This is a genomic window from Thalassotalea castellviae, from assembly GCF_031846185.1.
In the GTDB taxonomy this organism is placed as follows: Bacteria; Pseudomonadota; Gammaproteobacteria; order Enterobacterales; family Alteromonadaceae; genus Thalassotalea_H; species Thalassotalea_H castellviae.
In genome coordinates this window covers 18967-45191 of record NZ_JAVRIF010000008.1, presented here as the reverse complement: position 1 = coordinate 45191, position 26225 = coordinate 18967, and the positions used below count along the sequence as shown (strand labels likewise).

Here is a 26225-nt window from a genome sequence, read left to right as displayed (position 1 = left end):
GAACCTTTTAATAATTTAAAAGGTGTAAATATTTAAGGTGAGTGTATAGTGAAGAATTCAAACATTAAAACGCTATATTTTTATGGGTTCAATCAAAAAAATTGATTAGAAGCGTTTTCGGATAATTTATGAAAATAGAGTTATTAAAAACCTTTTTAGAAGTCAGTAGAACACTTCACTTTAGAATTGCCTCAGAAAATCTATACATTACACAGTCGGCCGTGAGCGCTCGAATAAAACTACTTGAGGAAGATTTAGGCGTCTTATTATTCGACCGTAGTCAAAAGCATTTAAAGTTAACCTCGGAAGGAAACAGGCTGATCAAGCACGCCAATGAAATGATTTTCATGTGGCAAAAAACGAAACAAGATGTTGGTTTAGCGGACAGTGGTGCGCACCAGCTGGTGATTGGCTCGATGATGTCGATTTGGGATATTGTCTTACAAGATTGGCTAAAAAAAATTCATCGTAATTTCGACGAAATTAACTTATTAACAAATACCTATTCGCCCAATGAATTAAGAAAAGGCATTTTAAGTCGAGTGATTGATATTGCATTTTTATTTGAACAGCCTTTTGTTGAAGATTTAATCACCGAAAAAGTCGCTTCAGTGCCTTTACATTTAGTGACTACAGAGCCGAATGAAAAGAAAGAGCCATTCTCCTTAGATAACTACATTATGGTAGATTACGGTGAAGCAGTAAATGCTCAACACTTACGAGAATTTCAAGACGCACCACCGGCAAAACATCATATGAGCCAACCCAGAATTGCCCTCAATTTTTTGTTAGATGCCGGTGGCAGTGCTTATCTGCCAAGACAGATGACCTTTGAATATATCGCACGTAATAAATTGTTTTTAGTAGAAGATGCTCCCGTTTATTCAAGGGAGATTTTTGCCGCGTATTTAGCTAAAAGTCAAAAGAAAGAAATCATTGAAGATGTGTTACAGCTATTTCCGTCTGTTTCTATTTAGGCAAGATTTCATTTTAATACATGCTTGTGTTGATGGTTAACAATCTGGCATTAGCTATACTAATAAGACTGCTCGAAACAAGTAATAGGCTAGCAAGTACGGTTTGAAAAAATTTAAATTTCATTATATGGGCCTTTTTAATCAATGCCCCCAAAAGCAAAGATGAGTGATTGATATGATTAGATTTATTGTTTAAACCTTTTATTGCACTATATACCAACTAATAAAACAATAAATTACAATGCTTTACGCTATACCCTTCTGATTAATCATTTAAACTGTAAGAATTAGCTGACACTTAGCTCTTAAGTTAGTGAACAAAACCATTAAATTATTGCTTGATTTGAAAACACCTTAATCACCGATATATTTAGCAATAATCAAAAGTAAATTTATTCATTATGACTACAATGACTTTGTCACAGTTGCGACTTTTTATGCCGACAAATATTATTTGTATTAGCCAACTTTTATCAAATTCTCATGTTGAGCTTTTAAGATGAAACCTTGATTAAGCCGAAAGTTATTCTTGAAATAAAGTAACTCAAATTAGTCAGCCCACTTTGTTGATTTAAACAACTATTTACTAAGTTAAATAGTTATTATTTTAAAATGAGCTAAAAAATTTGAGTTAAGTAAAACGTTCCTAAAAGACTGAGTTAGTTAACGTTAATAGGAATATCGTCAACCTTAGGTAATACGCTAATAGGTTGATAATCACTCATCTCTAACTCATCATTAATACAAGTAATTAAGTAATCATTCATATCAATTTCAGCAATTTCATCTTCTTCCGCATCTTTTTTACATTGCATCAGTAAACTAATAACATAATCGGTGTCGGCAACTAATTGCGATAATTCCATTTCTTCACTGTTGGCAAAATTTAACGGAACAAATAACGCCGCTATCACTACTAATATTTTCTTCATCGCTATTACTCTTGTGTTAAACATAGGTTACATATCCCAATAGTCACTAAACGAATTTAGTTGTTTATTAAGCACTTTTGCTTCACATAACGAATCTAATCGCTGTCTAATACGATCCCTTTGCTTGGCAGATTTTCTTGTCATAGTTTTTTGTGTAGAACTATAAGCAATTTCATAACCTGCAATACCTGAGTCGAATTCGTCATTGATTGTTTCTGTTTCATCATATGTATCAATAATCATTTCTTTACCTTATAAAAATAATCATCATTGGATTTTCGAGTAAATAATGTGCCGAAAATATAAAATAGAAAAGCGAAATATTTTCGTTTTATCAATCAAAAAAATTGATTGAACAATAGAGGGGGATTTAATTTATTACTTAAAAGCTTACTTAATATTGCGCCGAGATCCGAAAAGTAATCTGATTAGTTTATGTAACCTTGAAGTTAATTTATTTTACTATTCGCACCGATTGCCATAGCAGAAATATTTTTATATCAGTATCATTAAGAGACACTAAGAAAGTCCCAAAGATAAGGACTTATCTTTAAACATTAATTGACAACGACAATAAAAAAAATCGACGTTAGTATTTTACCTTAACGAACATTCGAGCGATTTCGAACGTTCTATTTTCACTAACTTAAACGGCGTTGGTTTGAGTCATTCAAATTTAAATAAAAAGCACAATAAAAACATGACAGATTTATCACAACACACCCCTATGATGCGCCAATACTTAACTATAAAGGCGGAATTCCCTAATATTCTTGTTTTTTATCGTATGGGGGATTTTTATGAATTATTCTTTGATGATGCAAAAAAAGCCGCAGATTTATTAGATATATCACTGACCGCACGTGGAAAAACAGGCGGCAACGCTATTCCAATGGCTGGCGTGCCTTATCATGCTGTCGAAAATTATTTGGCAAAGTTAGTTCAATTAGGTGAGTCTGTTGCAATATGCGAGCAAGTCGGCGATCCCGCAACCAGTAAAGGGCCTGTAGAGCGAAAAGTAATGCGAATTGTCACCCCCGGCACGGTCAGTGATGAAGCGTTATTAACAGACAAACAAGATAACTTATTGGTTTCTATTTATGAAAACAAAGAAGGTTTTGGCTTAGCTTACCTTGATATGACCAGTGGTCGCTTTGTCGTTTGCCAACCAACAACTCGTGAACAACTTCAAGCAGAATTACAGCGACTATCTCCAGCAGAGCTTTTATACCCAGAAACTTTTGATGCATTTTCTGTGATTGATGGAATGAAAGGCTTACGTCGTCGACCCGATTGGGAGTTTGATATACAAACGGCTCATACCATTTTAAATAAGCAATTTGGTACTAAAGAATTATCAGGCTTTGGTATTGATGAACAACATATTGGTTTATGTGCTGCCGGTTGTTTAATGCAATATGTTCAAGATGCACAACGTAGTGCTTTGCCTCACATCCGCTCTATTATCGCTGAATCGGCCCAATCAGGTGTGATTTTAGATGCCGCAACTAGACGCAATTTAGAATTAACGAAAAACTTACAAGGCACGAGCGAAAATACTTTAGCGGCTATTCTTGATAAATCAGCCACCGCCATGGGCTCTCGATTATTGAAACGATGGATACATTTTCCTTTACGCGATTTAACAGCGTTAAACGCTCGCCAAAATGCGATTGCTGAAATTTTATCTCGCGATATGCAAGAAGAATTGTTTCAACAACTTAAACAAATTGGTGATATTGAAAGAATTGTCGCTCGCATTGCTTTACGTTCAGCACGCCCTAGAGATTTTGCCCGACTAAGAAATGCTTTATTTCAACTTCCTCATTTACAAGCACTTATCCAAAGTCGCGATAACCAGCATTTAGCAACCTTAGCCAAACATACTTTGCCGATAGATACACTAGCAGATTTACTAGACGAAGCCATTGTTGAAAATCCGCCTGTGCTTATTAGAGATGGTGGCGTCATTGCAAAGGGATATCATAGCGAGCTTGATACGCTACGTGACTTAAGTGACGGTGCAACAGAATTTTTAGCACAACTAGAAGCCCGTGAAAAAGAAAGAACGGGTATTCAAACCTTAAAAGTTGGTTATAACAAGGTACATGGTTTTTATATTGAAATAAGCCGCAGTAGCTCTCACCAAGTTCCTGATGATTATATTCGTCGACAAACGTTAAAAAATAACGAGCGTTTTATTACCAATGAATTAAAGCAACATGAAGAAAAAGTGTTAACGGCGCAAAGTAAATTTTTAGCGCTTGAAAAACGCCTGTATGATGAACTATTTGATCAAGTGCTCCCTCACTTAGAAAAGCTGCAAAACTTGGCACAATCAATTGCGCAATTAGATGTGTTAAATACCTTTGCTGAACGTGCTGAAACCCTAAACTATGTGAAGCCCGAATTAGTGATAGAAAGCGGCATAGATATAGAAGCGGGTCGCCACCCTGTGGTGGAGCAAATGACAGAAGAGGCTTTTATCGCCAACCCAGTTGTATTAACAGAACAGCGAAAAATGTTGATCATCACTGGGCCAAATATGGGGGGGAAATCTACTTATATGCGACAAACGGCATTAATTGTTTTGCTTGCTCACATTGGTTGTTATGTACCAGCAAGTGCGGCAAAAATAGGCTTAGTAGATAGAATTTTTACCCGTATTGGCGCGTCTGATGATCTCGCGAGTGGCCGTTCAACCTTTATGGTTGAAATGACTGAAACCGCTAATATTTTACATAATGCGACCAACAAAAGTTTAGTACTATTAGATGAAATTGGCCGTGGAACAAGCACTTACGATGGGCTTTCATTAGCTTGGGCTTGTGCTGAGATGCTCGCACTTAAAACGAAAGCTTTCACTCTTTTTGCCAGTCATTATTTTGAGCTGACGTTATTGGCTGAGCAAATAGATAGCTTAGCCAATGTACATTTAGACGCCTTAGAGCATGGAGAAAAAATTATTTTCATGCATGCCGTGCAAGAAGGTGCTGCAAGTAAAAGTTTTGGCTTGCAAGTCGCGCAGTTAGCGGGTGTACCCAGAGCCGTTATTCAACGCGCAAAACAACGTTTGACTGAGCTTGAAAACCAACAAGCACCGTCAATTTCGCCTGCTGAACAAGCGTTTGAACAATTGGCATTAATAGATAATAACCATCCTGTGATCAATGATTTAAATGCGATAGATGTGAATGAGTTAAGCCCTAAACAAGCACTTGATTTACTTTTTCAACTAAAAGAAAAACTATAAGTATGTATCCATACTGCTAAAAAGAAAGTACAAAAAAACCAGCTTTTAGCTGGTTTTTCTTATTTTAATGGTTGTTTTACTATCGATATTTTTCAAACATTGATTTATCTAAGCTTGAAACAAGGCCTCAATTGATAAGTCTTGTGCGCTTAGAATATCACGTAAACGTTTTAACGCTTCTACTTGTATTTGGCGAACGCGCTCTCTAGTTAAACCAATTTCAACACCAACATCTTCTAATGTTGCAGCTTCATAACCGAGTAAGCCAAAGCGTCTTGCTAGTACCTCTCGCTGTTTAGAGTTCAACTCATTTAACCAATGAACAATATTATTTTTAATATCGTCGTTTTGTAAATTACCTTCTGGGCCTCTTGCTTTTTCATCAGGGATCACATCAAGCAATACTTTATCTGACTCACCGCCAAAAGGCGTATCAACCGATGCGATACGTTCATTTAATCGCAGCATTTTTGTGACACTTTCAACAGGCACATCAAGCTCTTGTGCAATATCTTCAGCGGTAGGTTCATGATCGAGTTTTTGTACTAACTCGCGTGCAGTACGCAAATATATATTTAATTCTTTAACAACATGGATGGGTAATCGAATCGTGCGTGTTTGATTCATAATGGCACGTTCAATGGTTTGACGTATCCACCAGGTTGCGTAGGTTGAGAATCGAAAGCCGCGTTCAGGGTCAAATTTTTCAACCGCGCGAATTAAGCCTAAATTACCTTCTTCAATAAGGTCTAATAAGGGTAAGCCTCGATTATTATAACGACGTGCAATTTTTACGACTAAACGTAGATTACTCTCAATCATACGTTTTCTTGAGGGTTCGTCACCTTTTAAGGCAAGACGAGAAAAGTATACTTCTTCTTCTGCAGTTAAGAGTGGAGAAAAACCAATTTCACCTAGGTACAACTGAGTTGCATCTAAGTTTGATGGCGCATCATCCTGAATTTTAGTATCAACATCCTTTTTTTCGATAGTTGCTTTAACTTTTTTTAGTTCTTTTTCTATGCCCATGCCATTTCTCCCGTCATTAGCAAAGCTGAAATTACTGATTAAATATTCACGTTAGCTCCAATTATTAATAGTATTGTTGTTATCTTCTCGGAAGGTATTTTAACGGATTAACAGATTTTCCACGAAAGCGAACTTCAAAATGAAGCATGACTCTTTCCGCGTCAGTATCACCCATCTTTGCTATAACTTGCCCGGCTTTTACAGCTTGCTGTTCCTTGACCAAAATGTGATCGTTATGAGCATAAGCGCTTAAATAATCATCGTTATGTTTAACAATAACTAACTTGCCATATCCTCTTAACACATCACCAGCATAAACCACCCTGCCATCAGCTGCTGCTTTTACCGGTTCATTACGGCTACCTGCGATGTCTATTCCTTTATTACCTTGTTTTCTCGTTGAAAATTTAGCAATAATTTTACCATTTACAGGCCACACCCAACGTTTTACTTTTTGTGAGAATGAACCTTTTTTACTTAAAGGCTTTTTGACTATTTTTTGCCCTCTCGTAACTTCACCATACTCCTGCTTTTTATTTGTTGCAATAGGTTTTTTTACCACTATTTGAGGTTGTTTTTGTATACTTTCACGGGAGGGTTTATTTTTACTAGCTTTAGCTAATCTAGGAGACAAAAATATTTTTTGTCCGGGAAATATTTGATAAGGCGCAGGAATATTATTTAGTTGTGCTATCGTTCTAACGTCTAAGCCCGCTCGCCAAGAGATAGAATATAAAGTTTCACCTTTTTTAACTATATATTCAGTAGCTTTTAAGCTGTTTTTAATTTTTTTACTTAGCGGTAATTGTGCATTTACGTCAACTACAGGGGCAGGCGTATGTCTTGAAGAACAACCAACAATAAACAAAATCAACATTAGAATAACTATTCTAAAAAACACGTATCCCCTTAACCCTTTGTTTTCTTGATAATCACTATTTATCGTAATATAAAATACAAAATAACAATTAAGCCAACAACCAACCAGCCTAAAACATCAACCCACTTTCGTAAACTTTTTTCCATACGTTCGCCGCCATAATGTATCACTCCTGCCACTAAAAAAAAGCGCATGCCACGACCAATAGCAGAAACCAAAAGAAAAGGTAAAAAAGCCATTTGTAAAAAGCCGGCGCTGACAGTGAATACTTTATAAGGCACAGGTGAAAAGCCCGCTATAAATACCACCCAAACACCCCAATCATTAAACCAAAGCACCGCTTGATCGAAGGTTGCTTGTTTACCCCATTCAGTGATTAACGGTTGTATCCAAGGTTCAAACATATAAAACCCCAGTGCATATCCCGCAATACCACCAAATACTGACGCTATAGTAGTAATACTTGCATATAACCAAGCTTTCTTAGGCTTAGCTAAAACCATAGGAGCTAACAAAACATCTGGTGGAATAGGAAAAAATACCGATTCAGCAAAGGTGAGTATCGCCAATATTTTAGGGGCTAATTTATGCTCCGCCCATTTTAATGTCCATTCGTATAGCCAAGAAAATATTTTCATTGCACGGCTCCAGGAACTAGAGGAACAAAACGAACAGCTTCAATTTGACGTTCGTCATAATTATCGCCACGACGAGTAATAATTTTTAATATTTGCGTTTCTTCACCCACTGGAATGACTAAACGTCCTCCATCAGCAAGTTGTTCTAGCAAAGCTTTTGGTATATCAGAAGGAGCGGCAGTGACGATGATCGCTTGAAACGGTGCTTTAGATTTCCACCCTTGCCATCCGTCACCATGTTTCATTGAAATATTATGTAAGTCCATGGCTTGCAAGCGACGCTTTGCTTGAAACTGTAATGATTTTATTCGTTCAACAGAAAAGACTTTTGGGGTTAATTGCGCCAATATAGAGGTTTGATAACCTGAGCCTGTGCCAATTTCAAGGATACTTTCTGGCGTGCCATCAGCTAATAATAACTCTGACATTTTCGCAACAATGTAAGGCTGAGAGATGGTTTGTCCCTGGCCAATCGGCAATGCCGTATTATCATATGCTTTATGCGCCAGTATTTCGGGGATAAACACATGTCTTGGACTACGAGCGATAGCTTGCAAAACTTGTTGGTTAACAATGCCTTCAGCATATAACTTTTGTGCCAGTATTTCTCCACTGCGGGTTGATTTTCCGCCGGTACGACTTCCTACTCTGACATTCATTTTATTATTCTCATATTGTAAAATCGCTGATCCATTCTGTAATTGTTGCCATGCTTTTATAGGCTGTCATATCGATAGTTAACGGAGTGATAGAGGCATAACCTTCACTTATCGCATGAAAATCAGTGCCCTCACCGGCATCTAATTCGGCACCTAAAGAGCCATACCAATAAATATCTCTTTTCCAAGGATCTTGAGTGGATCTCATAGTTTCGGCTTTATGACGATGCCCTAAGCGAGTCACTTTCACTCCTTTGAGTGCTTCAAGAGTAATATTGGGGACATTAATATTGATTATTTGATCACTCGGTAAAGGGTGTAATTTTAATCGCTGAATAAATTTAGCCGCCACAATAGCCGCTGTTTGATAATAACTTTCATCTTTACCTGCTAAAGATACTGCGACTGCTGGCATCCCCATATGTCGACCTTCAGTTGCGGCCGCGACAGTTCCAGAGTACAAGGTATCATCACCTAAATTAGCCCCGCGGTTTATACCTGCTACCACTAAATCAGGTAATGGATCCATCAGTTGGCTGATTGCTAAATGAACGGAGTCTGTGGGTGTGCCATTCACAGAAATAAAACCATTGTCTAATTTTTCTGCACGCAATGGGTTCATTAACGTCAATGAGTTACTTGCACCGCTACAGTTTCTGTCAGGTGCAACCACGGTTACATCTGCAAATTTACTTAGCTCTTGATATAACACTTTGATGCCTGGTGCATGCACACCGTCATCATTACTTAATAATATTCTCATAATTTATCCAATGCGTGAGCCAACTCGTGCAGTTAAATCTTTATAAACAAGTAACTCTCTTAATATCGTGGTAGCAAAACAACCTGCCGCCAAAGTAAATGTTAACGTGGCACATTTTTCCGCTTCATTAGTTGTGATTGCGCCATCTTTTGCTAATAAGCGAATACGTCGTCTTTCTTGTTTCAAACCAAATTTCGCTAGTCCGTGACAAAAGTCAGCATGACTTTCAAGCAATGATTCTTCCAATGTATAAGGATTTCCAGACGTCATTAACTGCCCTGTTCCCCATAATGGCGCAGTGATATCAACATCTTTTTCGATAAAACGTTGTTCAATAATGTCATCAATAGCTTCAAGTAAAAAAACCGATTGGCTACCAGCAAGCATTAATACATCACCCGTTTGCAGTTTATCAAAAGTATTGTTTTCAATACGCTTTGCAATAATGTGATTAAAAAGCAGCGAACGGGCGGCTGAAAGATACATGCCCCGTTTTTTCTTATCTTTTACTTTTTGCCCCGCAAACAAAGCGATTGCTCTTTCAATATTTCCGCCATCAATACCAAAGCGTTGTTCACCAAAATAATTTGGTACACCAAATGCCGTAACAGCATGCCACCGGCGTTGTAATTCATTAATATCTGAGACATTTCTTAAGGTGATTTCGAAACGATTACCACTTAACGAGCCGATGCGAAGCTTTTTATTATGTCGGGCATAGTCAATAATTTCTACGCCATCAATAGATAAATCAGATAAGTCGAATGCTTGTTTTCCTGGAAGATGAATACCAAACCATTGTTCGGTAACCGCAAAACGATCCTTAAGCCCAGCATAACTGACGAGGTTTTCTTTTACGGAAAAATATTTGGCTAATTGTTTGGCGACAAATCCTGTATTTTGCCCTGTTTTTCTAAGATGTATAAATAAATGCTCACCTTCCCCACATGGAGAGAAAGGTAGCTGTTCAAAGACTTTGAAGTCGCTTTCACTGCTACGTAAATCACCCGTGACAGTTGGTTTGCCATAAAGATAATCAAAAGTCGGTAACATCTTATTGACTCACCTTAACATGACCATTTTCAGTCTTTTCGTTTGATAATTTATTTTCTGTCAATAACACAACCGCATGCACCGAGATACCTTGTTTTTTGCCGACATAACCTAATTTTTCAGTGGTAGTTGCTTTCACGTTTATTTGATCTAAGTTGCAATGTAAATCTTCCGCTAAACAAGTTCGCATGGCGAAAAGGTGTGGCGCTATTTTAGGGGCTTGCGCCACAATTGTGATATCAGCGTTGCCAAGTTCATAACCTTTTTCTTCCATTAATCCAACTACATGCCGTAGTAAAATTCGACTAGAAATATTTTCATATTGACCATCGGTATCAGGAAAATGATTACCGATATCGGCTAAACACAACGCGCCTAATATGGCATCGCATAAGGCGTGAATAGCAACATCTCCGTCTGAATGAGCAATAAAACCATAGTCGAAAGGAATTTCTACGCCGGCTAAAACAATAGGACCTTGCCCACCAAATTTATGGACATCAAAACCATGACCTATTCTCATTGCATTTCCTGTATATTTTGGTTGTCTTTCGATTGCTTATTCAAAATAAATTCTGCTAAAGCTAAATCATCGGGTTGGGTAATTTTTATATTTTCACTACTGCTGGAGATCAATTGGCTTACTTCACCGGTAAACTCAATGGCAGAGGCCTCATCGGTAATGATCGCCTGAGCTGAAAGTGCTCGTTCTATCGCGGCTTTTAATTGAAGCGTTGGATACATTTGAGGGGTTAATGCATGCCAGAGATTTTCACGGTCGATCGTTTGTTCAATAACACCATTGCAGCCTTGTTTCATGGTATCTCGCACAGGGCTAGCTAAAATACCGCCTTTATCATTCGACAAACAAGCTTCAATTAAATGATTTAAATCATTTAACGTTAAACAAGGGCGAGCCGCGTCGTGCACTAATACCCAAGGAAATTCATGCGGGTCAATCACCGCTAAACCAGCTAAAACAGAATCAACCCGCTCTTTGCCACCATCAACAACCATAACCTTGCTATTTTCTGAGAGCCTAGTTTCTGAAAAGTATTCATCCTCATGACTCAGCGCAATAATAATCTTTTTAATCATTGGGTGTGAAGATAAACGCGAAACAGTATGTTCTAAAATGCTTTTTTGATTTATTTTTAAATATTGCTTGGGACAATTGGCCTTCATGCGTTTGCCAACCCCTGCCGCGGGAACGACAACAACCAAAGGAATTTTCTTAGAAGGCATATTGTCGTGTTAACCCTTTTTATGCTTTTTTTTATTGGGAATAATGCGAAAGAATGTTTCTCCGCTTTTAATCATGCCTAATTCATTTCGAGCACGTTCTTCAATCGCGTCACTGCCAGACTTTAAATCATCGGTATCGGCATAGAGTAATTTATTTCGTTGACGTAATTTGTCGTTATCTATCTTTTGTCGAGCAACTTCATCTTCAAGCGATAAGTAATCGGGCACACTATTTTTTCCGAACCACAGTCGGTATTGTAATAACACTAAAAATATCAGCAATACAATAGTAATAACGCGCATATTATTGAAAATAGATCTTTTAAAAACGATAGATTAAAAGGCTATTATAAAAGGCTACTCGCTGGTGTAAATACAAATCACGCTTTATTGTATTTCAAGATCCTAAACATGAGCGGGTTGCTTGAAGTTTCGCCAATTAATTGCACATGAAAGTAATAATTCTCGCAGGGTTGGCATATGCGGGTTTACTTTTTGATCATTCACCCAGCTATGGCCCGTACAAGCTGCTGTCATTACTCGTTTATTCGGTTTTAACAGCCGGTTTGTTTGAAGAGATTGGTTATTTTGTTCATGATTTTTGTCAAGGTAAAACCAGCCATGAACATTGGTTCTAATTCTATTGTTATTTTTATCGATACGATCAATGGAGTCTAAAACAATAAATGATTCATGCTCTATTGGGATCACTAAGCCATGCGTTAATTCAGTCGATAAATACCATTGGTTCACGCTGTCAATATCTTGACCGTTAAGCGGCATATGTCCGGCCTGCTTTGCCGACCAACTGGCATTTTGCACATCAATAGTCAGGGGAGTTTTTGCTTGAAACATTAAATGAGCGGTTCGTTTAATATAATAGGGTAAACTTTTTAAACGTCCTTGAAAAACTTGCAAAGAGTGAATTTCACTATGAGCTAAAAGCATAATTTCACGTTCATATAAGGCATTACAAAGCTCAGCAAAGTCTGCTGTTTTGGTATCATCTTGCCATAGTGAAACTTGCTCAGTCATAAAATATTGGTTATTTTTTATTAGCTTATTGCCTAAGGCTTAAGCATACTGCATTGTCTATTAAAATTCACCAAAGAAGTTTATCAAAGCAAGTCTTAAAGTCATTTATCAACAAAAAAGTTACTGAAATTCAAATTCCCCTTAGCATTGTTTAAAAAAAACAATACACTATATCGTAAATCCTCAAAAAATAGAGCAATACTGTCAATGTTTAGTGAAACAGAGAGTGAAACGGCAAATAAAACCTTAAACGCCAAATCTTTAGATCCTGCCGCCTTATTAAAAGATGAGATAGACCAAGTAAGTTATTTTTACAATCTTATTATCGATTTTTTCTCCAATTATAGCTTTCAGTTAATTGGCGCCCTTATCATTTTTATTCTCGGTTACATTGTTGCGGGTAAAATCGCTAACTTTGTTTTGCGCTTATGCCAACGTCATAACCTTGATACTACGTTAAGCCATTTTTTATCAAATACCACTAAAATGCTGATTGTTATTATGATCAGCATTATGGCACTTGGAAAATTAGGCATTAGTGTTACCCCATTTATCGCCGCAATAGGTGCTGTTTCTCTAGGTGCTGGTTTAGCATTACAAGGCCTATTAGCGAATTACGCTGCTGGTTTTAATATTATATTAATTAGGCCTTTCGTGGTTGGCGATACGATTACAGTGCAAGGTAGAACAGGAATCGTGACAGAAGTTTTATTGGCCTACACCATTTTATATGATGAAGATAATGTAAAAATCACCATCCCAAATAAACATATTGTTGGTGAAATACTGTCGAACTCCAATGGTGACTCATTATTAGAATTAACCATAGGTATTGCTTATAAAGAAGATCCGATTAAAACCATTGCATTACTTGAAGACGTTATTAAAGATCTAAAAATTGCCAGTAGTTCAAGAGAGCCGCAAATAGGAATTGGTGAATTTGCTGACAGTTCAATCAATATTGATCTACGTATTTGGACGCCAACCGAAAACCTTTATGCGTCGAAATACAGTGCAAACAAGGCAATATATTCAGCTCTACAAGCCGCGAATATAGAAATTCCATTCCCACAACGAGATGTACATTTAATTGCGAATGATAGTTAGAAAAGCATGAAGTAAATCGGAAAATGAACTAGTACTCTCGTTCCTATTATTTCATTGATTTAGAAAACAAAAAACCACTCAAATGAGTGGTTTTTTTATTTTACAGCATCAACTGTAATGATATAAATTGAAGATAATTCGTTTTAGAGCAAAGCGCTCACACGGAGCTGACGATAGTCAGTGAGTATGAGCAATGCAGCTATAAGATGAATTAGCAATAATTTATCCGTTACTGGCCTTTAACTTCTGATAGGCCGTTAAATATGGCTTTGTCACCTAAGAATTCTTCAATACGTAATAACTGGTTGTACTTAGACACACGATCAGAACGACATAAAGAACCTGTCTTAATTTGGCCAGCAGCAGTACCAACCGCTAAATCCGCAATAGTGGCATCTTCTGTCTCGCCTGAACGATGAGAGATAACAGCAGTAAAGCCAGCATCTTTAGCCATTTTAATAGCCGCTAACGTTTCAGTTAGAGATCCAATTTGGTTGAATTTGATTAAGATAGAGTTACCAATACCTTGCTCAATACCACGGGCTAAAATCTTAGTGTTGGTCACGAATAAGTCATCACCCACGATTTGAACTTTGTCACCAATTAATTTAGTTTGGTAAGCAAAACCATCCCAATCTGACTCGTCTAAGCCATCTTCAATTGAAACAATTGGGTACTGTTCACAAAGTGTTGCTAAGAAGTCAGAGAATTCATTCGCGGTGAATTGTTTGCCTTCACCCGTTAAGTCGTAAATACCTTTGTCTGCATCGTAAAATTCAGAAGCTGCACAATCCATCGCTAACGTTACGTCTTTACCTAATACGTAACCCGCTGCTTCAACTGCTTCTTTGATCACCGCTAATGCATCAGCGTTAGATTCTAAGTTCGGTGCAAAACCACCTTCATCACCAACCGCTGTGTTCATGCCTTTTGCTGATAATACTTTCTTAAGTGCGTGGAAAATTTCAGCGCCCATACGTAATGCTTCTTTAAAACTATCAGCACCAACAGGTTGGATCATAAACTCTTGTATATCAACATTATTATCAGCGTGTTCACCACCATTGATAATATTCATCATTGGTAAAGGTAAAGAGTAAACACCAGATGTGCCGTTTAAGTCAGCGATATGTTCGAATAACTGTACGTGCTTAGCGTTTGCTGCTGCTTTAGCTACCGCTAAAGAAACCGCTAAAATAGCGTTAGCACCAAACTTTTCTTTATTTTCTGTGCCATCTAAATCGATCATGATCTGATCTACTTTAGCTTGAGCTAGGGCATCTTGACCAATTAACGCAGGCGCAATGCTGTCATTAACTGCGGCAACCGCTTTTAAAACACCTTTACCTAAATAACGTGCTTTATCACCATCACGTAATTCTAGTGCTTCACGTGAACCCGTTGATGCACCTGAAGGAGCAGCAGCGCGGCCCCATGCACCTGACTCTAAATATACATCGGCTTCTATTGTCGGGTTACCACGAGAATCCATGATTTCACGTGCAATAATTTTACTAATATTTGACATTATATTTCCTTTAAACGTTACGTTTACGTAAACTTCTAAATTAACTCTAAAAATGAAAACCGTAGCTCTAGGCTACGGTTTTAGTTATTTTTATTTTAGTTTGATTGCTGTTTTTGATGTTCAAACGAGGCAGCAACAAAACTTTCAAATAATGGGTGTCCATCGCGAGGAGTTGAATTAAACTCAGGATGGAATTGCCCAGCAATAAACCAAGGATGATCTGGGATCTCAATCACCTCAACTAAGGTTTTATCCGTAGATAAACCGGAGAATACTAAGCCAGCGTTACTTAATTGCTCACGGTAGTTATTATTTACCTCAAAACGATGGCGGTGTCTCTCATAAATTGTTTCACTACCATATACGTTATACGCATGGGTACCTTTCACAATGTGACACAACTGCGAACCTAAACGCATGGTTCCACCTAAATCAGAATTTTCACAGCGGTATTCGATTTGGCCTTCTTCATCTAACCATTCATTAATTAAACCAACAACGGGATGCGGTGTATCCGCTTTAAATTCGGTACTGTGTGCATCGGTTAATCCTGCCACGTTTCGTGCATATTCAATTAACGCGACTTGCATGCCTAAACAAATACCTAAATAAGGGACTTTATTTTCACGGGCATATTGTGCGGCTAAAATTTTACCTTCGACACCACGTTCGCCAAAACCACCTGGAACAAGTATCGCGTCTAGTTCATCTAAGAGTCCAACACCTTTTACTTCAATATCTTGAGAATCAACATATTTAATATTTACCGCAACCTGGTTTTTCAAACCAGCGTGTTTTAGTGCTTCATTTACTGACTTATAAGCATCTGGAAGTTCAATGTATTTACCAACCATACCAATAGTAATTTCACCCTTAGGGTTAGCTTCTTGGTAGAGCACTTTTTCCCATTCAGATAAATCAGCTTCAGGTACATCTAAACCAAAACGTTTCACAACAATTTCATCCGTCCCTTGCGATTTTAACATCGCTGGAATTTTATAAATGCTGTCAACATCACGCATCGATACGACGGCTTTTTCTTCTACGTTAGTAAATAATGCTATTTTTCCTCGTTCAGCGTTAGGGATCACGCGGTCTGAACGACACACTAAAATGTCTGGCAAAATACCAATCGAACGTAAATCTTTTACTGAATGTTGCGTTGGTTTCGTTTTGATTTCACCTGCGGCAGCCAAGAAAGGCACTAAAGTTAAATGCATAAACATGGCACGATCACGACCAACTTCTAACGCTAATTGACGAATCGCTTCCATAAATGGCTGTGATTCCATATCACCAACGGTTCCGCCTATTTCTACCATGGCGATGTCGTAACCCTCGGCACCTTCAACAACACGACGTTTAATATCATTAGTAATATGAGGAATAACTTGAATAGTTGCCCCCAAAAATTCACCTTTTCGCTCGCGTGCTAAAATATCTTGATAAATACGGCCAGAAGTAAAGTTATTTAACTTAGTCATTTTGGTACGAATAAAACGTTCGTAATGACCTAAATCTAGATCTGTTTCAGCACCATCTTCAGTAACAAATACTTCACCATGTTGAATAGGGCTCATGGTGCCTGGGTCAACATTTATATAGGGGTCAAGTTTAAGCATAGTAACCTTAAGGCCACGAGCTTCGAGAATTGCCGCAAGTGATGCAGCAGCAATACCTTTACCAAGAGACGATACAACGCCACCGGTTACAAAAATATATCTAGTTGTCATGTGATACCAAATGTCAGGGGAAACAGAATTTTTATATAAACTTGTTATGTTAGTTTAGCGTTGTTTAAGATAAACACACCTCACTAACAGGACGGGAAAACATTATACTTAATATAGGGCAAAACGACAATACGATCTGACGATCAATCTGCACAATTATTTTGCAATGATTTCGTGCGATTTTAATTAAGTAAGATCATTGAAAAAACCATTAAAGTCATTACTATATTATTATCACCTCATGTAAAAACTCACTCTTATGACTACGCCATTGCAAAAGGTTATAGCCGCCATTGACGCGATTAACCAAGAAGATCCCAATTTCACTGTTATTAATAATCAACAACAGCCAAAAGAATTAATTTATGGCCAATACATGTCGGCTTGTTTAAATCAGTATTGGCCAAATTCAAATGAACACCTACAAATTGCGGTTAGAGCACAACACATTAAACGTTGGCATTTGCAACGCGCTGAATATCCTACGGGTAAACAAGGGTATTTAACATGGCGAAAAGAATTAGGTAAGTTTCATGCAGAAACTACTAAACAGTTGATGCTCGAAAATGGCTATGATGAAGAATCAGCTGAAAAAACGGCTTGTATCATTCGTAAAGAAAAATTAAAAACAAACCCTGATAGTCAAACTTTAGAAGATGTCGCTTGCTTAGTGTTTCTACAATATTATTTCGATGAATTTGCCGCCAAATATACCGCAGTTAATAATGAAGAGAAAATCATCCGTATCGTGCAATTAACGTGGAAAAAAATGTCAGAAAGAGGCCATGAAATTGCGCTGTCGTTAACCTTGCCTGATCATTTAGCGGCATTAGTTAATAAAGCTTTGGCTTAATAAGGCGATGAGTAATTGCTAATAAAAACTTAAGAGAATGCATACCAAGCGTTCGTAAAGCGTTATTAATTCTCTCCTTTTGCCAAAGGCAAACGGGCAACAAAAATAAAAGGAAATGCGACAAGTATCACCACAAAGATGCGAAGATAATGACTGTCTAACAACCAACAAGAATAACTGACACCTAATACCATAGTTATCAGCGAAACAATTTTTGCTCGTTTGGGAATTGAACGCGATTCTTGCCAATGAAAAATCATTGGACCAAAGGTTTTATTATTCAGAAGTTTTTGGTGTAAGTGCGGCGATGACTTAGCAAAGCATCCCGCCGCTACCAATAAAAATGGTGTTGTGGGTAAAACAGGTAGGACAACACCTAATCCTGCTAAGCCAACAAAAAAGATACCGACAACCCTTAAAAACATGTCACCTTAACTCAATCAATCATACACGGGTATATTTTATCGCTTAGCTAAGGCAAGTACAAATGAGTTTACCGGCCAAAAAACATTTCGTTTTACACCGTGTATTTATGTGATTGGTATTTTTTATGTATTTCTCGTTTTTGCTAGATGTTTAATGTAACGGCAGTTTTTCACCTGTTAATGCACCACGCCATTTTTTGTCACCCGCAACAAACAATAATTCGCCATATTTGCCTTTCTTTATACTTGAGTCTATCGCGATAACTTTACCTTGATGCCTTGTTTCGACTTGTTTTTGCGATGTATGACCAACGACTAAATAATCTATGTCGAAATGTGCAAGTAACAAATCAATTTCTTGCGGACTAGCACCATTGTCTTTAAAGTAACCACGATACCAAATAGGCCCGTCAGATTTATGTAAATACTCCCCCCAGCCATCACGTGGAGTCGATAATTCATCCATAACCAGATTATCCTTAAATACTTGGTTAATCGCTGTTAAAGATCTTTTTTCTTTAGCAAGTGAAGGATGAAATCCGCCATGAGCAAATAACATATTATTAATTTTTACTAAGACGGGTTTTGTACGTAACCAATCGCCTAACACGGTCCCTTTACCATAGAGCTTTTCAAACGGTTGATTGAGTTTTTCAGCTACTTCAACATATTTAGGATGTAAATAACGTAAATCGCCATTTAAAACCATGACTTCATGGTTGCCCAATAATAAATGTAACTTACCACCTGCAAGTTCCGCTTCTTTTTCTAAACGATATAAAAACCATAATATTTCAGTCACTTTATCACCACGATCAAATACATCTCCGGTAATAACAAAATGGCCATTTCCAAATGCCCAGTGACCTTCTGCATCAATCACTCGGTTGTTCGTTAACAAGGTATTCATTACGCCATATTGACCATGAAAATCACTTGTAGCGACTACGTTAAATTTACCTTGATAGGTTAATACTGACTGTTCTTTAAAATGAATTCTGTCAATCACCACATCTGTAGCACAATGATGGAACAATTGTTTATGGTGCGCATTTTCAATAAATTGATTCTCTACCGTCAGATTTTCAATTTTTCCATTACATAACCAAAATGCTTGCAACTTTTCAGGCGTATTAAAAATATAAGGTCCGTCGTTGAACTGTTTTTCTAGTAAAGGCTCAGTATTTCTTCCTACTTTTGTTTGTGACGGTTCGAGATTTTCAGCGCGACAACTAATAAGTAGGCTCAACGAAATAACCGTATGCAACATCCATAGAAAATATTTTTTAAATAACATAAAACAATCCAAATCACTGTTATACAATCCCTTTGAATTTACGACACTTCCTTGTGTCTATTTAACCTAAAACAAGTTAAAACTTAACTTCTGCACCTAAATAGGCAAAACGACCAACACTACTACCATAACCACTATAATAATGACCTCGGCCACTTAAGCTAAACGAGCCTTGGTTATTAAATATGTTATTTATACCACCCGACAATCGAACTTCTGCTCCACTGTCAGTATCCATAGTATAAGAAACAGAAATGCTATGCTTTACGTAAGAGGCTATTTCGTTAAATGCTAAAGCTTCTGGATTTTCGATACAATCTGCACTTCCTGCTGCACAATTTTCATCATTAGCAGCCATATCATCAAGCCAGCTTTCTTTGTCATCTTTATCCACGGTAATAGCTGCTTTATATTTTGTACTCCAACGCACTCGCCACGCATCTTTATACCAAGTTAATGAAGCAGAGCCTTGTGTATCAAAAATATCTTCGTTGTAATAGCCTACATAATCAGTGGTTTCTAAACCGTCTGGCGATTGTACGGTTTTTTCCCAATCGATAACATGCGTCCAATCAGTTTTAAACTTGATACGGCCATTTTCATTTAAGTCGTAGGCATATTCTAAAGCGAAATCAACTCCGCTTGTGCTTATTTCATCCACGTTATAATTTCGTTGCATGATTTCAATTAATGCACCGTCTTCATCACGTTTTAAGTCATTACAAAATGAGTTGCTGCCATTTTTTTCATCCCAAGCTAATGAAGAGTCATAACAATATCTCATGATGTCTTCATTTGAATAACTCGATAAAGCATCTTCAATGGCAATATCGTAATAATCAACAGCAATACGTAAACCTTCAGCAAATGCAGGTGCTAAGGTTACCCCAAGGGTAAAGGTGTCTGCACTTTCTTCTATCAGATTTTCATTGCCAACACTTGGCGAGTAATTATTATCACTTTCATCAAATTCACCATCAACTAAGATAGCAGCTGCTATCGAAGGTTCTTTACGACAATTATCATGTCCTTCGTCAGTCGAAGTTGCGGTTGTGCCGTAACAAATATCCGTGAAAGAGTCATAATCGCCGGCCGGTGGCGATAATAAATCGTCAATAGAAGGCGCGCGTTGTGCTCTCGCCCAATTTGCACGAATAGCATAACCTTCAACGATTTCCCATACTAAGCCTGTTTTGTAACTTTCAACTAAATCTGTTCCTGACCAACTATAATCAGCAAAACGTGCCGACACTTCAGCGGTTAAGCTTTTAGCGCCAGCAACGTTTTTCAATAATGGAAAAGCCGCTTCAGCAAAAACTTCTTTAACGGTTACTTCACCAGAATATTGAGGAACGTAATTGAACGTAATGCCACCTTCAGTTGCACCACCACCGGTTTTAACATCTTGTGAATCTTCACGCCATTCAAACCCAAAAGCGGTGGCCACTGGTCCTGCTGGCATTTCAAATAAATCACCCGCCATATAACCTGTGATCGTTAATTGCTCAACGGTGGTATCAATGGTTGGGTTGGCACGAATATAATCGGCAACTTCAGGAGTAATAGAGCCTTCGCCAAATAAATTCATCGGTAAACAACCGTTTGCCCTTGCTTGTTCGTCAGCACATTGAATAGTGACCCCATCTTCGGCATATTCAGCATCTAAAGCATAAGCCGCTTTAATGGTGTTGATTTCATTACCGCGTAATTGTTCTTGGGTAAATCGGCCGTAACCTACAGAGACATCCCAATCCCAATCGCCATCAAATACAGTCCCTTGTAAACCGGCCCAAGAACGAATTGTGTTACGTTCATTGTCAGTAAAAATTTGGCCAACTTCAGCAAAATTTCTATCCCATTTGATGGTGCTTCCACCGCCAGCGGCTATTTCAGCTGGCACATAAGGGTTATCTCGAGAAATACGCCCCATAACCACTTCACCAAATTCGCCAGTCGTGGCATCAAAAGTAATCACTTTATCACTTTCATCTTCGCTTTCTGGCGCTTTATTATTAAAGGATTTATTTAAGCTGTGTTGAACTTGCGCATAAAAAGAAATGTCATCGGTTAATTCGAAATCTATTTTAATCGCCGTATTTAATCCCTCATCAGGCACCTTAAGTTGCACAAACTGATCGGTATCAATTCCGTATTGCTCTTCTACCCAATCATCACGTAAGGTTTGTCCGTCATACCAAAAACCACCAACACTGCCTGAACCTTCATGAAAAACCCCGCCTGGTATTGCGTCATTTAATCCACGCCAGTCAGCAGGTGAAATGTCTCTCATACATTGACCGTCTTTAGGTTCAGCGGAAGTGATCATCGCGTTACACATTCTTTCGTCATCATAAAAATGTGATTCTTGTTGCTGCGCTCTTTTGCGATCTGCGTAAGTGAGTCCGTATTGTTTATCATAAGAAGAACTGGCATAAATATAACCTCGACCATTAGCAAATTCAGTGCCGTAGCTAAAGTCTAAAGAAAACTCTTTGGCACCGCCTTCAAGGCTTTCACCGCCGCGTGCTTTAAATTCAAAACCTTCTTTGTCTTGTTGAGTGATAATATTAACGACACCCGCGATAGCATCTGAGCCATAAGCGGCTGACGCGCCACCGGTGATCACTTCAACCCTTTGCACCATACCCGTTGGAATAGTAGACAAACTTACCGAGTTACTGCCATGACTATTTGAAACGACACGGCGACCATCGATTAATGTTAGCGTTCTACTCGAACCCAAGTTACGCAAGTTGATGGTTGAAAGGCCAGTAGCGGTAATATTTGATTGAGTATTCGTATTACTGCTGCTTTCTGAAATTTGTGGTAATTCGTCCACTAAAATTTCTGACAATGAACCTAAGCCCGTATCTTCAATACCATCTTTACTCATAATAGCTAATGGTGTTGCCACGCTAAAACTATCACGTCTTAAGCGAGATCCTGTCACCGTAATTTTTTCTGTGGTCTCTTCTTTTTGTACATTTTCAACAGGGGTTGATGATGCTTGAGCTTGTCGTGATATTTCGTTAACGGCCTGTGCATTATTAGCAAAGGTCGTTGCCGACATTGTCATTGCTGAACTTATAATTGCGGTTTGTACAGCAACCGTGATAAGTGATTTATTCATTATGTTTCCCATTCATGTTTTGCACTTTGGCATTTTTTATAATGTTTTTATCTACAACTTTTTCGAGAAATATCAATTCATAGACAGATCAATGACACTTTCGAATCAGTACTGAGCAATAAGTAAATTATTGACAATGACTTTTCTAAGTAAAATCGTGATAAAGTACAATCGGTGGGAACTCTTTTATATATCTATTCAATATCTATTTGATTTTTAATCAACAAAATCAATAACTAAAAATAAAATCTTCCGTAATATTCGCTCGGTTAACAATTATTTTTATTTACATTTTTTTCTACATATATTGCTAATATTTCATTGTACCTAAAGACTGAAATAGCTATGATTTAGCCATTAATAAACTTCCTAAAAATAATAATGCTAAGGCACTTTTTTACATATTATGAAATTTGACCAAGCATTTATGATTGGAACATGCAAAGTGATTCCAATTGAATACGCGATAAAATTTGAAGACCATTCAAAGCAATCAATTCAACCAAAGTTTATTGAAGTACTTTGTTATCTTGCCAAGCATTTTCCACGTGTCATTCCTCGTGAGGAGCTTATAGAAAATGTGTGGGCGGGCAATAGTTATGTAGGCGAGAAAGCTTTAACTAATGCTATTTGGCATTTAAGGCAAAGTTTAAAAGGCAGTAACAACGAAGATGAAACTATTGAAACCATTAGAAAAGTTGGTTATCGATTATTAGTTGCTCCTCAGTACATTGACAACAATGCTGACGATAACGCCCCAGTGAGTTCTCAGGATAATTATCTTAGCACGTTGACTCAACCAAAAAGCCTAGTATTTGCCTGTGTCGTATTCCTTGTTTTAGGTTTGATGTTTAGCTTATTTAAAACGCCTCAAAATTTTGATCAAGCAGTGATTAAACAAATTACTAAAAGTCCCGGCAGTGAGCTTTTTCCTTCGCCATCTCCTGACGGCACGCAAGTGGTTTTTAAATGGCTGACTGATAAACACAACAGTAATTTATATATCAAAGATCGCAATAACCCTCAGTTATCACCAAAACAATTAACCTTTGGTAACGCCTATGTCGGTCATTCAGTTTGGAGTAATGACGGGCAATATTTATACTTTTCACGAAAAGACAAAAGTAATGATAGTTGCCAAGTGATCCAGTTAAAAGTTTTAACTCAGCAAGAAAAACCGATTGTCGACTGTCCCACCAAAGGGGGTTATTATTACTTAGATATTTCTCCTGACGATAATACCTTAGCATTTCATGGCTACCGAGAACCAGCAGATGAAAGTGGTATTTATTTCATCGATTTAACTAACAATGAAAGTCAGCCTGTACGCTTTTCCTGTAGTAATAATTGCGACTATAAAGAGCGTGATTTTGCTTTTTCGCCAGACGGTAAAAGTATTGCCGTTACCCGACGAATCAATAGATTTAATGAAAATATTTATTTAGTCAATTTAGCGACCAAAGAATTGGAGCAATTAACAAAAGGTGAAGAAGATATAGTTGGCTTAACTTGGCATCCAGATGGCGAAAAATTGGTTTTTGGTGCACAACGAGCAGATATACGCCGAGGATATGTGTTAGATATAAATTCTAAAGCTATTAGCAACTTTCAATTTGAGGGGTTTAGTTACCCTGCTTTTGCCAGAAAGAGTAAAGAATTGTTTTATCAACAACGCTATGAAAAATATTATTTAGCCAGTTTACCATTAGGTAACAATGTTGCTTCTAGCCCTTTCCCTATTATAGAGTCCGAGTTTAGTCATCTAGATCCCCATTATTCGACTAAGCAGGATCGTATTGCCTATGCCTCAAATGAATCTGGTTTTTACGAATTATGGATTTCAGATACACAAGGGTTAAATAGACAACAATTAACGTTTTTAAAACAGACCATTCGTTATCCTAGATGGTCGCATTCTGGCGACAAAATCGCTTTTCTTGGTCCCGTAGAATCAGACAAAGCTGATAAAATATATATTTATGATTTAACCACTAACACGTTATCCATTGTGCCAAGTATGCACCAAATTCATAATCGCCCAACTTGGTCGTGGGATGATAATGCTATTATTTCAGCCGTTTATGAAAAAGAATACGTTGATTTGCATTATATAAATATAGTAACGGGTGATAGCACCCGACTATCAAATGATGGTAGTCGTTTCGGTATCATGACGTCACCGACAACCCTTCTTTATACGGGTGAACGCAAAGGTTTATGGCAATTAGAATTAGCTTTCGAGAACCAAAAATTATTCAATAATTATGCAAATAACCAGCCTTTGAATAAGGTAAGCGGTAAAATATTTAAAACGACTTACACGTGGGATCACACCGAACAAGGCGTATATTTTCATCAAAAATACGATAAACACCATCAAATATCGTTTTATAACTATGCTGAGCAACAAAGCACGCCAATCTTGAGGTTACCAAGAAGTACGCTGAGAACCAGTACAACCTTAAGTAAAATAGCCAAGAATAATGAACTTTTATTTTCTCGAGCGTATTCTCCTCAAGCTGATATTAAATCCTTGAGTCACCCTTTGTTATAACGTGAACTGATTAATAGAAACTCGAGCAGTCAGAGTGCCAATGTTAACACTCTGTCCTCTAAGCACCTGACGGATAATAATTAACTCAGATAATTAACTAGCGCCTATGAACATAAGGTTTAAGTCAATTACCTTTCGGTATTCCAATTAAATAAGTACGCGCCTAAGACTAAAAATATTGCTGACATAATTGCTAAGACACCTAAGTGGTAGCTAATATCGGCTAGGCTAGCTCCCTCTGTAATTATTTTACGCGCACCAGCAACTAAATGAGTGAGCGGTAAGAAATCAGCTATCGTTTTGAGTGCATCCGGTGCTCCTTCTAAACTAAACCAAACGCCAGAAAGTATCATCATCGGCCACGAGGCTAAATTGAGTAACCCCCCTATTAATTCTTCACTTTTACTTCGACATGCCACCAATAAACCTAAAGTGATCAAGCTAAATGCCCCTAATAGACCGACAATAAATAAATCCAAGTAACTGCCGAGCATGTAAAAATCAAAAAAGAAATTACAACCAATGTACACCACAGATGAAGTAAACATTACGATAAAAGCACGAGAAAGCAATTGTGCACTGACAAACTCAAAAGCAGAGAGCGGTGTTGCTTTTAAACGCTTTAATACTGAATTTTTACGATAACGAACAATGACATAGCCGACACCGAAAAGGCAACCAAACATCATATTCATCCCTAATACACCAGGTAAAACCCAATCAACATAACGAATTTTTTTACCTTCAGAAGTTAGTTGTTGAAAATTTTGATGAGTCGCTAGAAATATTTTCTCGACTAGATAACCATTAGGTGATTGTTGATTCACCCAATATTGCTGTGTTGAAAAATCAATCAGCATATCTAAACTATGCTGCGATAATTTTGTTTTAGCTAACGCTTTATCTTGATAATCAACAAAACTAATAAATTTAGTGTCTAAAAAAGAAGATTGTGCCGAAGATAAATTCATTACCCCAACTTTATATGCAGCTTTGCCATCCCCAGAGAAAACAAATGACATACCGACCAACAATAAAATAGGAAATGCTAAGCTCCAGCCTAATGAAGATTTATCACGAAAAAATTCAATATTTCGCGCTTTCACAACAGCTAAAAAACGTTTGAAATTCATA

At 37.5% G+C, this 26225-nt stretch carries 23 protein-coding genes; 5 read left to right on the top strand and 18 right to left on the bottom strand.

Going from position 1 to position 26225, the window contains the following annotated elements; all coding sequences use genetic code 11:
• The first annotated feature begins 128 nt into the window (after positions 1-128).
• Positions 129-977: a LysR family transcriptional regulator gene (locus RM573_RS13600; RefSeq protein ID WP_311583127.1), complete on the top strand. Its 849-nt coding sequence runs from the start codon at positions 129-131 to the stop codon at positions 975-977.
• 659 nt (positions 978-1636) lie between these two features.
• On the opposite strand, the gene RM573_RS13595 is transcribed toward RM573_RS13600, so the two are convergent.
• Together RM573_RS13595 and RM573_RS13590 are read right to left on the bottom strand one after the other, a co-directional pair.
• Complete coding sequence (locus RM573_RS13595) at positions 1637-1933, bottom strand: hypothetical protein (protein ID WP_311583121.1); 297 nt, start codon at positions 1931-1933, stop codon at positions 1637-1639.
• Positions 1934-1936: 3 nt separating this feature from the next.
• Entirely contained in the window at positions 1937-2152 is a 216-nt protein-coding gene (locus RM573_RS13590; RefSeq protein WP_311583118.1) for a hypothetical protein, read from the bottom strand.
• Between the two features lie 457 nt (positions 2153-2609).
• On the opposite strand from RM573_RS13590, the gene mutS reads away from it, so the two are divergent.
• Positions 2610-5162, top strand: coding sequence for a DNA mismatch repair protein MutS (gene mutS, locus RM573_RS13585; protein ID WP_311583455.1), 2553 nt, complete (start codon positions 2610-2612; stop codon positions 5160-5162).
• A gap of 108 nt (positions 5163-5270) precedes the next feature.
• Here the strand turns inward: mutS and rpoS are convergent, their stop codons facing one another.
• The 10 genes from rpoS to RM573_RS13535 form a co-directional block, all read right to left on the bottom strand.
• Positions 5271-6191: an RNA polymerase sigma factor RpoS gene (gene rpoS / locus RM573_RS13580; RefSeq protein WP_311583112.1), complete on the bottom strand. Its 921-nt coding sequence runs from the start codon at positions 6189-6191 to the stop codon at positions 5271-5273.
• Positions 6192-6270: 79 nt separating this feature from the next.
• On the bottom strand, positions 6271-7092 hold the full coding sequence (locus RM573_RS13575) for a peptidoglycan DD-metalloendopeptidase family protein (RefSeq protein ID WP_311583105.1): 822 nt from the start codon (positions 7090-7092) through the stop codon (positions 6271-6273).
• 38 nt (positions 7093-7130) lie between these two features.
• Entirely contained in the window at positions 7131-7709 is a 579-nt protein-coding gene (locus tag RM573_RS13570) for a YqaA family protein (protein WP_311583099.1), read from the bottom strand.
• On the bottom strand, positions 7706-8368 hold the full coding sequence (locus tag RM573_RS13565; protein WP_311583092.1) for a protein-L-isoaspartate(D-aspartate) O-methyltransferase: 663 nt from the start codon (positions 8366-8368) through the stop codon (positions 7706-7708). The genes RM573_RS13570 and RM573_RS13565 overlap by 4 nt, the downstream gene beginning before the upstream one ends.
• A gap of 10 nt (positions 8369-8378) precedes the next feature.
• The gene (gene surE, locus RM573_RS13560; protein WP_311583086.1) at positions 8379-9131 is read right to left on the bottom strand and encodes a 5'/3'-nucleotidase SurE; all 753 of its coding nucleotides are present in this window, start codon (positions 9129-9131) and stop codon (positions 8379-8381) included.
• A gap of 3 nt (positions 9132-9134) precedes the next feature.
• A complete protein-coding gene (truD, locus tag RM573_RS13555; protein WP_311583082.1) occupies positions 9135-10184 on the bottom strand; it encodes a tRNA pseudouridine(13) synthase TruD in 1050 nt (349 codons plus the stop codon).
• Between the two features lies 1 nt (position 10185).
• Entirely contained in the window at positions 10186-10707 is a 522-nt protein-coding gene (ispF, locus tag RM573_RS13550; RefSeq protein WP_311583079.1) for a 2-C-methyl-D-erythritol 2,4-cyclodiphosphate synthase, read from the bottom strand.
• Entirely contained in the window at positions 10704-11429 is a 726-nt protein-coding gene (ispD, locus tag RM573_RS13545; RefSeq protein ID WP_311583076.1) for a 2-C-methyl-D-erythritol 4-phosphate cytidylyltransferase, read from the bottom strand. Before ispD ends, ispF begins: the two co-directional genes overlap by 4 nt.
• 9 nt (positions 11430-11438) lie before the next feature.
• Positions 11439-11732: a cell division protein FtsB gene (gene ftsB / locus RM573_RS13540; RefSeq protein ID WP_311583073.1), complete on the bottom strand. Its 294-nt coding sequence runs from the start codon at positions 11730-11732 to the stop codon at positions 11439-11441.
• Between the two features lie 102 nt (positions 11733-11834).
• Positions 11835-12464, bottom strand: coding sequence for a hypothetical protein (locus RM573_RS13535; protein ID WP_311583070.1), 630 nt, complete (start codon positions 12462-12464; stop codon positions 11835-11837).
• A gap of 207 nt (positions 12465-12671) precedes the next feature.
• Between RM573_RS13535 and RM573_RS13530 the strand changes: the two genes are divergently transcribed.
• Positions 12672-13571, top strand: a complete 900-nt coding sequence (locus RM573_RS13530; protein WP_311583067.1) for a mechanosensitive ion channel family protein — start codon at positions 12672-12674, stop codon at positions 13569-13571.
• Between the two features lie 229 nt (positions 13572-13800).
• Here RM573_RS13530 and eno read toward each other — a convergent pair whose 3' ends face one another.
• Together eno and pyrG are read right to left on the bottom strand one after the other, a co-directional pair.
• Positions 13801-15099, bottom strand: coding sequence for a phosphopyruvate hydratase (gene eno / locus RM573_RS13525; RefSeq protein ID WP_311583064.1), 1299 nt, complete (start codon positions 15097-15099; stop codon positions 13801-13803).
• A gap of 95 nt (positions 15100-15194) precedes the next feature.
• Positions 15195-16832 carry a CTP synthase gene (gene pyrG / locus RM573_RS13520; protein ID WP_311583062.1) on the bottom strand — a complete coding sequence of 546 codons (1638 nt, stop codon included), beginning with the start codon at positions 16830-16832 and terminating at the stop codon, positions 15195-15197.
• Between the two features lie 259 nt (positions 16833-17091).
• Here pyrG and RM573_RS13515 point away from each other — a divergent pair, with 259 nt between their 5' ends.
• Positions 17092-17685: a DUF4202 domain-containing protein gene (locus tag RM573_RS13515; RefSeq protein ID WP_311583058.1), complete on the top strand. Its 594-nt coding sequence runs from the start codon at positions 17092-17094 to the stop codon at positions 17683-17685.
• Positions 17686-17750: 65 nt separating this feature from the next.
• Here the strand turns inward: RM573_RS13515 and RM573_RS13510 are convergent, their stop codons facing one another.
• The 3 genes from RM573_RS13510 to RM573_RS13500 form a co-directional block, all read right to left on the bottom strand.
• Entirely contained in the window at positions 17751-18110 is a 360-nt protein-coding gene (locus RM573_RS13510; RefSeq protein ID WP_311583055.1) for a YbaN family protein, read from the bottom strand.
• Positions 18111-18261: 151 nt separating this feature from the next.
• A complete protein-coding gene (locus RM573_RS13505; RefSeq protein ID WP_311583052.1) occupies positions 18262-19407 on the bottom strand; it encodes a metallophosphoesterase in 1146 nt (381 codons plus the stop codon).
• Positions 19408-19483: 76 nt separating this feature from the next.
• Complete coding sequence (locus RM573_RS13500) at positions 19484-22537, bottom strand: TonB-dependent receptor domain-containing protein (RefSeq protein WP_311583049.1); 3054 nt, start codon at positions 22535-22537, stop codon at positions 19484-19486.
• 445 nt (positions 22538-22982) lie between these two features.
• Between RM573_RS13500 and RM573_RS13495 the strand changes: the two genes are divergently transcribed.
• Positions 22983-25091, top strand: coding sequence for a winged helix-turn-helix domain-containing protein (locus tag RM573_RS13495; protein ID WP_311583047.1), 2109 nt, complete (start codon positions 22983-22985; stop codon positions 25089-25091).
• 128 nt (positions 25092-25219) lie between these two features.
• On the opposite strand, the gene RM573_RS13490 is transcribed toward RM573_RS13495, so the two are convergent.
• Positions 25220-26224 carry an ABC transporter permease gene (locus RM573_RS13490; RefSeq protein WP_311583044.1) on the bottom strand — a complete coding sequence of 335 codons (1005 nt, stop codon included), beginning with the start codon at positions 26222-26224 and terminating at the stop codon, positions 25220-25222.
• Position 26225: the final 1 nt, after the last annotated feature.

Coding starts and splice junctions, on each gene's coding strand:
- RM573_RS13600 (WP_311583127.1), top strand. CDS start 129: ATGAAAATAGAGTTATTAAAAACCTTTTTAGAAGTCAGTAGAACACTT.
- RM573_RS13595 (WP_311583121.1), bottom strand. CDS start 1,933: ATGTTTAACACAAGAGTAATAGCGATGAAGAAAATATTAGTAGTGATA.
- RM573_RS13590 (WP_311583118.1), bottom strand. CDS start 2,152: ATGATTATTGATACATATGATGAAACAGAAACAATCAATGACGAATTC.
- mutS (WP_311583455.1), top strand. CDS start 2,610: ATGACAGATTTATCACAACACACCCCTATGATGCGCCAATACTTAACT.
- rpoS (WP_311583112.1), bottom strand. CDS start 6,191: ATGGGCATAGAAAAAGAACTAAAAAAAGTTAAAGCAACTATCGAAAAA.
- RM573_RS13570 (WP_311583099.1), bottom strand. CDS start 7,709: ATGAAAATATTTTCTTGGCTATACGAATGGACATTAAAATGGGCGGAG.
- RM573_RS13565 (WP_311583092.1), bottom strand. CDS start 8,368: ATGAATGTCAGAGTAGGAAGTCGTACCGGCGGAAAATCAACCCGCAGT.
- surE (WP_311583086.1), bottom strand. CDS start 9,131: ATGAGAATATTATTAAGTAATGATGACGGTGTGCATGCACCAGGCATC.
- truD (WP_311583082.1), bottom strand. CDS start 10,184: ATGTTACCGACTTTTGATTATCTTTATGGCAAACCAACTGTCACGGGT.
- ispF (WP_311583079.1), bottom strand. CDS start 10,707: ATGAGAATAGGTCATGGTTTTGATGTCCATAAATTTGGTGGGCAAGGT.
- ispD (WP_311583076.1), bottom strand. CDS start 11,429: ATGCCTTCTAAGAAAATTCCTTTGGTTGTTGTCGTTCCCGCGGCAGGG.
- ftsB (WP_311583073.1), bottom strand. CDS start 11,732: ATGCGCGTTATTACTATTGTATTGCTGATATTTTTAGTGTTATTACAA.
- RM573_RS13535 (WP_311583070.1), bottom strand. CDS start 12,464: ATGACTGAGCAAGTTTCACTATGGCAAGATGATACCAAAACAGCAGAC.
- RM573_RS13530 (WP_311583067.1), top strand. CDS start 12,672: ATGTTTAGTGAAACAGAGAGTGAAACGGCAAATAAAACCTTAAACGCC.
- eno (WP_311583064.1), bottom strand. CDS start 15,099: ATGTCAAATATTAGTAAAATTATTGCACGTGAAATCATGGATTCTCGT.
- pyrG (WP_311583062.1), bottom strand. CDS start 16,832: ATGACAACTAGATATATTTTTGTAACCGGTGGCGTTGTATCGTCTCTT.
- RM573_RS13515 (WP_311583058.1), top strand. CDS start 17,092: ATGACTACGCCATTGCAAAAGGTTATAGCCGCCATTGACGCGATTAAC.
- RM573_RS13510 (WP_311583055.1), bottom strand. CDS start 18,110: ATGTTTTTAAGGGTTGTCGGTATCTTTTTTGTTGGCTTAGCAGGATTA.
- RM573_RS13505 (WP_311583052.1), bottom strand. CDS start 19,407: ATGTTATTTAAAAAATATTTTCTATGGATGTTGCATACGGTTATTTCG.
- RM573_RS13500 (WP_311583049.1), bottom strand. CDS start 22,537: ATGAATAAATCACTTATCACGGTTGCTGTACAAACCGCAATTATAAGT.
- RM573_RS13490 (WP_311583044.1), bottom strand. CDS start 26,224: ATGAATTTCAAACGTTTTTTAGCTGTTGTGAAAGCGCGAAATATTGAA.